The sequence below is a fragment of the Anaerorhabdus sp. genome, from assembly GCF_036657415.1.
GTDB lineage: Bacteria > Bacillota_I > Bacilli_A > Erysipelotrichales > Erysipelotrichaceae > Anaerorhabdus.
The window spans coordinates 1-9264 of the sequence record NZ_JAVXGL010000076.1 but is presented as its reverse complement, the minus strand read 5'-3'; the positions used below and the strand labels follow the sequence as shown (position 1 = coordinate 9264).

Here is a 9264-nt window from a genome sequence, read left to right as displayed (position 1 = left end):
ACAGGCGTTCCATCACAATGCATTACACTCTCATATGCACTCTGTAATTGTTTAACCATAAAACAATCTTTGTCAAACTTAACAGGGTTATAGTTATGAATCAGCTTTAATGTCAATTTTTCACTTAACTTCGCTTCAATCTGTTTTTCAATTTCTTGTAACGTACACACTGCCGGATAACTTAGGGTAAACCCAAATTCTATAGTAACATCTTTAGCTTTCAACTTTGTATTACGAATTTGCATTTCCCCAAATTCATCATCCCTATAATTAATTCCTAAGCGATCCCCATTACTTTTACTCTCTAAAAAGTATGTTGTCACAAAATCAAAAAACGAAGTTATATCCTTCTTATCAGCAGTTATCTTAAACACTGCTCTGCCTCTTTCCCCATAAACTACTGGGTATTTGCAATCTGGTGTCCATCCCATGATAGGTGTTTTTTCTTTAGTCAAATAATATGTTAAATCCTCAAATCCACTTTCTTCATCAGTTCCAAAAATAATTCGTACTGGTTTTGATAGTTTGATACCCAACTCCTTAATTGCATACAAGGCATATAAACAACTCATAATAGGTCCTTTATTATCTAATATACCTCGTGAGAAGATTCTACCTTCATCATTTACATAACCACTAAAAGGTGGATGTGTCCAACCAACACCTACTTCTACCACATCTAAATGACCAATAATACCTATATAATCTTCACCTTCACCATATTGTGCGTATCCAATATAATTATCGATATTTTTTGTTGTGAACCCTAAAGAACTTGCAATACTCAATGTTTTATTCAATGCCTCTTTAATCCCTAAGCCAAAAGGGGCATCCATACTTGGCGTACCTTTAACACTATCAATCTTCACTACTTCTAAAATCCCATCAATCATCATATTTGCTAATTCATCAATTTTATCTTGTATTATTTTTTCCATAGTTTAATTAGTTCTCTTTTAAAGGCGCCATTCTCGTCTTCATATAATTATCTAACCACTCTTGTGTTGCGACCTCATGGATATTTTTACCATTTACATTTTTCGTTAAATAAACAATAGGTTTTTCTAATTTACTTGTTGAAACAGCAAATGAGAATCCATCAATATTTGTTGCGACTCCCCATTCCCCTTCATTATTCATCGCAATTAAAGATAAGTCTCCTGCTTTACCTCTACGCTTAACAAGTTCTTCATTTAAAGCATTTACTGCAATATCACAAGCTTCTTGTGGATGCTTCCCTTCTTTCATTAAACGTACAATTTCATAAGAAATACAGCCTTTCATTAAGTCTTCACCAAGACCTGTAGCACTTGCTCCGCCGATATTACTATCTACGTAAAAACCAGATCCACAAATAGGGGAATCTCCAACTCTTCCTTTTTTCTTCATAAATAATCCAGAAGTACTAGTAGCCGCACACATATCACCTTTAGTGTCTAAACAAACCATACCTACTGTATCGTGTCCTGAATAAGGTTTAATCTCTAATTCTGCGACTTCTTTAACTCTATTTTTATAATGAATTTTCGCACGATCTGTTAACATGTTTTTACGCTCAAATCCTTCTTTATGTGCAAATTTTTCAGCGCCTTCACCAACTAATAAATTATTTACCTTTTCCTTACTTAAACGACGTGCAATACTAATTGGATTCGCAAAATCTTTAATAGCACCTACTGCACCCATATCAAATGTTGTACCATCCATAAAAGCTGCATCTAATTCTACTTCCATCTCTTCGTTTGGTAGTCCTCCATAACCCACAGATTTATAAAAAGGAAAATCTTCTACTGCTTTAATCGCTTCTTCAATTGCATCACCACTGCTTTGACTATCCTCTAACATTTCACTTGCTTTGCTAATTCCTTCTACTGCCATTCTCCATGTTGCTATAATGCCCCACATAGTAATTCTCCTCTCTGTTTATTCAACGTTTTATCAAGTTAATTATAACTAAGTTTCATACAACTTCTGCTAAAAAAATTTCCTAAGTTCTAGGAAGTAACAAAAAAGCAGAAATATGTTATATTCCCCATACTTCTGCTATCTAAATTATTTAACAAAACCAAACATATGATCTTGATGAAGTTCTAATTCATCTAAGATAATAATTTCATGTTCAGCAAGTTTTCCGACATAATTACGTTCTCCATCATTTTCAATATCTTGAAGTACTATTTCAAGCTCAGCACGATAATGTTTTAAGTTGTCATTAACAATCACAACATCTCCACGATGGAATTTAGTATCCGTATGTTTTCTATAAGGAATACTTTCTTTTCCAAAAGTAAATCTAGGCAATGTAGAACGTACATAGAAATCACTATAATCCCCACGTCCACAATGTGGTGAATTAAATAAGATATCTTTTTCTGTTTCACTAATATTTTCATCTAAATCTAAGCGCATCATTGTTTTCGTTGTATCAATTTGCGAAAGTGCTTTTAATTCCTCTTCACTCGCAAACGTGTTTCCAATTAAAATATCATCAATTAACTCACATGCAAGCATATGGCGTGCCTGTAAATCAATTGGTAAATTACGATGAATTTCAACAGTTGGTAACCCTGCTGAAACAGGCCAAGGACCAAATGTATTCTTTTCATTACTAGATACAAATGCTGCAGTATGTAATCCTAAATCTTTCCATTTTTCATTACACATCATAAATAAATCCCAACTAATTCCACTATATCTTTGTGGATAAAAATTATGACATACACACATGTTATGAATATCAGCTCCATGCTTCAATAAGAAATCAATCGTTGTATCTGCACTCCCATTAAATTCTATTTTAATGCCATATGGATTATGCGTAATTGCACGATCTAGAAAGTCATCAAAGTGTCCATCTAAGCGAATAATATCAACCTCTAATTCATGAAATGCTTTTAAATCCAAAGGAGTAGCACCTAATACTTTAAATACTTCTGGATTTGTATCAACAGCAACTTCATATCCTAATTCATGTGCTTTCTTCATAAATGTACCAAACTCATCAAAAATCTTATCTTTATCTTGTGCTACTGATAGTAAACAAGTAAATATTCTTGTAAATCCATATTTTGCTCCTAATTCCATATAAGCAAAATCTTTCTCTCTTGTTGAGTGTTCTGGGTAAATACTTAATCCTAATTTATGCATTATTTTTCCTCCAAAAAAGATGAGTCATGCTCATCTTTTAATTTAATTAAAGCAAACAGCTTTTTTTAATTCAGTTGTATCAATATTTTGATGTAATGCGTCTGCAACTTTGCACATATTGCTCAATGCATCATTCAAACCTGTGCCACCTTTTTTAGGTGTTTTTACAATTAGAATAGAATCTTTAAATTCTTCTATTATTGTTTCATTTTCTTGTGACATTGCAGCTAGAGCAGGAATATCTGTATGTTTCATAATTTCACTACAAACATGAGCTGACATATCTGCAAAATCTGCATAATTAAAAGCGGGTCCACACATAACAACATCAGGCTTTAATTTATTAACCATCCCAACAAGTTTACGAGTTACTTCCTCTTTATTCTCCAAATACGTACCATTTCCACAGTACAGACATGCTAAAATTTTTCCATCAATTTTTTTAAGAAATTGTTCCATCATAATAGCAGGTCCTACTGCATCTCTTTGTACTGACAAAGGGATCATTTTATCATCTTTTGTTCCAGCACCAGCCTGTATTTGATCATATATCATAATTATTTTCATAAGTATATTTCCCTTTCGACTATTTCTACATCTTTTTATAAATCATCAAACGACAAATCATCTAAATTAATATCATCACCATCATCATGTATTGCAGCCACTGCATTTGCTTCATCATTCATATATTGTTTGTCCATTACTTTAATGAATGGCATATAAATGAAGACGCCTAACACCAGTAACCCAGCTTGGAAAAGAGCACCAACCCAGTTAGTAGCTAATAATCCAGAAATGATAACAGGTGTTGTCCATGGAATATTAATTCCATTACACATTGGGAATAAGCCAAAATCCATTGCGAAATAAGTTAAAATAATATTAACCATTGGTACCAAGACAAACGGAATAACAATTGTTGGATTTAAAACAATTGGTAATCCAAATACAATTGGTTCATTAATTCCAAAGATTCCTGGAATAATAGCTAATTTACCTAATTCTGTAATACGTTTTGATTTACAGAAGAATAACATAGCAATTAAAAGTGAAAGTGTAGAACCACAACCACCAAATGTTGCGAATAAATCTTGGAATTGTTGAGTAATAATATGAGGTAATTCTTGATGAGCTTTATATGCTTCTAGATTCTCTAATCCTAAAGTAGTTAGAATTGGATTAAATACAGCACCTACTACTGATCCTCCATTTACTCCAAAGAACCAGAATATGTGTAAGAAGATATAAGCAATTATCATCGCACCAAGTGTATCACCTAATCCTAATAATGGAGTTTGTAAAAAGTTGAAAATAAATGTAAATGCATCTGTGTTACAGTAAGCAAATAAAGAGTTAATTAAGAAGAATATGCTCATAACAATACCTGCAGGTATTAGCGCTGCAAATGATTGAACTACAGTTGGTGGAACACCAGCTGGCATCTTAATTGTCCATCCTCTTCTTTCAACCCATGAATAAATGTGAACAGAAGAGAATGCACAAATAATACCCACGAATATTCCTTTTGCCCCTATCCAGCCAGTTGAAATACCTCCAACAGTAGCCTTAATTCCTTCAACATTTAATGCAGCACCAGTTGCATCAATCAATGATTTTGCTGATCCAGTTACAACATAAGGCATCAAAATAAACCATGCCATTAAGGTAACAGCTGCCCCAAATATAGGTGTTGTTTTCATTTGCTTTGCGAATGAATAACCAATACCCATTGTCGCAAAGACTGCCATAATCGTGAATGTAGCATCTGCTGGTTTCGCTATTAATGCAGATAATGTTGTACCTGCTACTTTTGTTCCTTCTAAGAAATCTGTCCATGCCGTAATTGGAAAGTTACCAATTAAAAGGAAGATCGACCCAACAATCAATAATGGTGTAGATACTAAGAAACCATCACGAACTGCAATTAGGTATTTGTTACGACCAATAGCTTCTGCTAGTGGCATCATTACTTTTTCTAATTTTTCGAACATTTTTTTCTCCTTTTCTATTTCTTCTTTTCTTTAATCAATTTTACTGCAAATTTTAAAACTTTTTCTCCGTCCATCATTCCATAATCGCCTGAATCGATTAACCCAATAGGAATTCCAGTGGAACCAAATTTTTCTACTGCTCCGTTGTATAAATATTTCACTTGTGGTCCTAGTAAAATACAATCAGGATGATCTCTTTCAATGATTACATCCATTTTATCGAATGGATGAGCTTTAACCTCAATTGGAAGATTATGCGCATTTGCAGTTTCTTGCATTTTACTTGCTAACATACTTGTTGACATACCTGCACTACAGAATAAATAAACTTTTTTCATAGACAAACATTCTCCTTTCTTTATCTGCGAACATTATAACCGCTTTCATTTTTATTTTTCCTTTAATCTTTTTCCTAAAATTAGGAAAGAAACTTTATTTTTTTTCTAATGCTGTAATTCTCTTATAACTATCAATCAATTCATTTGCAATAATATGGAATGCTTCTGCACTCATTAATTGGTCTTCTGCATGTATCAATAATAAGCTAGCAGTGACACCATTTCCATTTGCTTCTTCTTGGATCAACTCGCCATGAGTACAATGTCCTTGGTTAAAGCTTTCAATTCCTTCTTTCATCAGTTCTTCAGCTTTCACAAAATCGCCTTTTTTAGCTTCTTGAATTGCCTCAATATAACTGCTTCTTGCAGTTCCTACTGATGAGATAATTTTAAAACACTGTAATTCTACGCCTTCCATATAAAAGTCCTCCTTTTTTATATTTATATGATATCGTTATTTCCTATTTATTTAAGTAAGCGAATTTCCTAATTTATAGGAAATTAAATACTTTCATTTTGATGTTCTTCCTCTTCAAATGCAATGACCTTCGTTTTTGCTAAATAATCGTGGAACATTCTTCGACTATTAATCTTTAATACTAAGAACCCACTACATACACTAATTGCTAATCCTACATACATTAGTATACTGATAAAATTAATATTAGTAGCAAGTGACAACATAGAGTGTAATATTCCACTTACATTATATAAAGCACCTTCAATAATAATAATTCCAATGACTTGACGAATAATCAGTGTAGAAAGCGTCACTTCTTCATTGTTTTTTTGAACAATTTTAAAGCCCATCATGCGTTTTCCGATTGTTTGTCCTCGGTGTATTTTCCAAGGTATCACAACATAGTAGAATAATGCAAATACAGTTGATAAAAGACCTGCTAAATATGCTTTTGATGTAGATACTTGTCCTGCAATATACATCACATTGACACCAGCCATTTTATCCATATCTTTTGTTAATAATAACCACATAATGCACATAGGTAGCATTGTAAACAAACTTCCTAAAAACCAGTCAATTACATATGCAAAGAAACGTTTTCCATTGTTTACATCACATTCGCTATTGTCAAATAATGTATATAATCTTACAAATAAACTCATAATTTTCCTCCATTAATTGTTTAATATTTGATTAATAAAGTCTTGATGATCCTTTGCTTCTAATAAATTTGAAAATTTACCAGAATTATTAACCACGCCACTTAACCAATCAAAAAATACACGTAATAATTTTCTGTTACCATCTTTAATAGCAAGAAGAATAACTAATTTTACCTCAAAATCTCCCCATTTAATTGGTGTCTTTAATGTTGCTATTGAAATACAAGAAGTATTGGCTGCGACATTAAATGTATGAGGTATTGCAAATCCAAACACAAAAGAAGTTGCTGACATGCTTTCTCTTTGTAAAACACTATCTCTAAATTCTTTAGGAGTATATCCTTCTTTTTCAAGATGGTTACACATGAACGTGATCATTTCCTCAGGAGTATGAACGTCCAAAGATTTATAGAAAAATTGAGGTTTAATCAAGTCAACAATCATTTCTTCAAATTCTGCCTTATTTCTAATTTTATCTAACTGATTTAATGCCTGAAATATTCTACTTTCATCTTCATAATTTACAAACAAAGAAATTTGAATTGTCAATATATCTAAACTATGTTGTAATGGCAGGGTTGTTAAAATTAAATCCGGTTGAATAGTTTCGACATATTCTTCAACAAACAAACTTAAATGTTCAACCACTTCCATTCTTTCAGAAAATCTGTTTTCAATTTTTTGAACACATAGTTTGCTTAATGCTTGATCATCTGGATAAATCATCAATATCTTATATTTACTCGATTCACCATTTCGTTCATACGCACTTCCTAAATGAAGAGCAAAAAAGCCTATTTCATTCTCTTTAATATGTAAACTTGTTTTTTCATTCAAAAATTTCCCTACACTAACTGCCATTTCAAATACCAACGGATATTTCTTTTTAATCTCTTGTAAATATACATTATCAACGTCCGTATTTTTAAGTTGTCGCTCAATTAACGCTTGTAAATGCAGTTGAAGTCCAAATTTAAGTTCCGTATCTTTTCTAAAATCAATATCAAACATTTCATAAATATTATCTAATACTTCTTCTATCATTTGAGAAACATTAAAATCTCGGTTTTCTATTTTAATACAATCTTTCGCATACTCTTTACTTTTTTTACCTAGCAACAACAAAGCCAATAAACATAATTCATCATCCACAATCTCAATACGGATTTTATTAGAAACTAAATGGAAGAAATCCTCCGCTATATGATATTCAACACTTCTTTTAAGTTCTTCACTCTTCCGATTAGTTTGCATATAATTGTGATGAATCATTCTTTCAATTGAAACACCAATATGCATCATTAATAAAGGCATTGACATTTCTCTTATATGAAAATTATATTTTCTAATAACTTGGTCTAGAATATCTTTGACTTCTAATAGATCAAAATCTTTATAAAGCGAGGCAAGTTTATTCATATTCAAGAAATTACCTTTTGTTTCTTCCGTTAGTAATTCTTTATAAAGCTTTCGTTTACTCTCTTCGCTTCCCTCTAAATGAATAAAATTTTTAGATCTTATTAAATTTAAATCTTTATGCGGTTCAATCATTTTCTTGATTTTTCTAATATCGTTATCAATCGAATAATCACTCACAAATACTTGATCTTGTAGATTTGAAATACTTAACTCATGTTGTTGAAACAACAATTGTTGAATAATATAAATACATCTTTCTTGGGGTGTTTGAGCAATTGGCTGCTTGATTTCAATATTCAATGTACGTAATGCTTCTTGATTTAAGTGATACCCATAACGTAGATTGGATTCAATTAATACATCTTTATAAAAACGATTTATCGTATCCATATCAGAACGTATCGTTCTATCTGATACATCTAATAGCTTAGAAAGCTCTTTCCCTGTTATCCAATCATTTGAATCATTCATTATCATGATGATTCTTTCTTGTCTTTTATTAAGCATTCGATCAGCATCCTTTCGTGTGTTTATTATATAATTATAAAGCACTGATTAATTCTAACATAATTTCCTAATAGCTAGGAAATTATTGAAGAAGGTATTTTCCTAGTTTATAGGAAAGCTTTTTAAATATCTTGTACACTAAACGATTTATACTTATAGATGTTAAAATCATTTATAAGAGGTATAAAATGAAAAATAAAAAAACACAGTTTCTCATCAGTATCTGTTGTGTAATAGCTTCTTCGCTTTTACAAACCTTTGTAATTAAAGCTTTTATACAACCATCAAATCTATTAAGTAGCGGGTTTACAGGAGTTGCTATTTTAATAGATAAAATAGCATCACTTTACAACGTAAATATTTCAACTTCACTAGCAATCATTATGTTAAATGTTCCTGTTGCTTTTATATGCTATAAAAGCATAAGTAAAAAATTTACGATTCTATCATCTATTCAATTCATGTTGACATCTGTGTTATTAAATATATTAGATTTTTCTCCAGTCTTTGATGATTTCTTTCTTAACGTAACCTTTGGAGGGTTTCTTTATGGAATCTGTGTAGTCATTGCACTAAAAGGAAATGCCTCTACTGGAGGAACTGATTTCATAGCGCTTTATGTTTCAAATAAAATAAATCGTTCTATTTGGGAACAAGTCTTTATCTTTAACTCCATAATCCTATGCATCTTTGGTTTTATGTTTGGTTGGATTTATGCTGGATACTCTATTCTA

10 protein-coding genes are annotated in these 9264 nt (G+C 31.5%); 1 reads left to right on the top strand and 9 read right to left on the bottom strand.

What is annotated here, in order from left to right:
- The 9 genes from RSB60_RS09410 to RSB60_RS09370 all read right to left on the bottom strand — a co-directional run.
- Positions 1-938, bottom strand: a 938-nt coding sequence (locus RSB60_RS09410; protein ID WP_332615956.1) for a Sapep family Mn(2+)-dependent dipeptidase, incomplete at its 3' end; no start/stop codon positions are given.
- Positions 939-945: 7 nt separating this feature from the next.
- Positions 946-1905 carry a N(4)-(beta-N-acetylglucosaminyl)-L-asparaginase gene (locus tag RSB60_RS09405; protein ID WP_332615954.1) on the bottom strand — a complete coding sequence of 320 codons (960 nt, stop codon included), beginning with the start codon at positions 1903-1905 and terminating at the stop codon, positions 946-948.
- Between the two features lie 147 nt (positions 1906-2052).
- Positions 2053-3147 carry a DUF871 domain-containing protein gene (locus RSB60_RS09400; RefSeq protein WP_332615952.1) on the bottom strand — a complete coding sequence of 365 codons (1095 nt, stop codon included), beginning with the start codon at positions 3145-3147 and terminating at the stop codon, positions 2053-2055.
- A gap of 42 nt (positions 3148-3189) precedes the next feature.
- Positions 3190-3714, bottom strand: coding sequence for a GrdB-related putative oxidoreductase (locus tag RSB60_RS09395; protein ID WP_332615951.1), 525 nt, complete (start codon positions 3712-3714; stop codon positions 3190-3192).
- 35 nt (positions 3715-3749) lie between these two features.
- Complete coding sequence (locus tag RSB60_RS09390; protein ID WP_332615950.1) at positions 3750-5141, bottom strand: PTS sugar transporter subunit IIC; 1392 nt, start codon at positions 5139-5141, stop codon at positions 3750-3752.
- Positions 5142-5155: 14 nt separating this feature from the next.
- Positions 5156-5479 (bottom strand): PTS sugar transporter subunit IIB, encoded by a 324-nt coding sequence (locus tag RSB60_RS09385; RefSeq protein ID WP_332615949.1) that lies wholly within the window; start codon positions 5477-5479, stop codon positions 5156-5158.
- Between the two features lie 94 nt (positions 5480-5573).
- Positions 5574-5897: a PTS lactose/cellobiose transporter subunit IIA gene (locus RSB60_RS09380; RefSeq protein ID WP_332615948.1), complete on the bottom strand. Its 324-nt coding sequence runs from the start codon at positions 5895-5897 to the stop codon at positions 5574-5576.
- Positions 5898-5980: 83 nt separating this feature from the next.
- Entirely contained in the window at positions 5981-6604 is a 624-nt protein-coding gene (locus RSB60_RS09375) for an RDD family protein (RefSeq protein WP_332615947.1), read from the bottom strand.
- Between the two features lie 12 nt (positions 6605-6616).
- On the bottom strand, positions 6617-8530 hold the full coding sequence (locus RSB60_RS09370; protein ID WP_332615946.1) for a BglG family transcription antiterminator: 1914 nt from the start codon (positions 8528-8530) through the stop codon (positions 6617-6619).
- Between the two features lie 188 nt (positions 8531-8718).
- Between RSB60_RS09370 and RSB60_RS09365 the strand changes: the two genes are divergently transcribed.
- The coding region (locus RSB60_RS09365; protein WP_332615944.1) for a YitT family protein at positions 8719-9264 on the top strand (546 nt) is incomplete at its 3' end.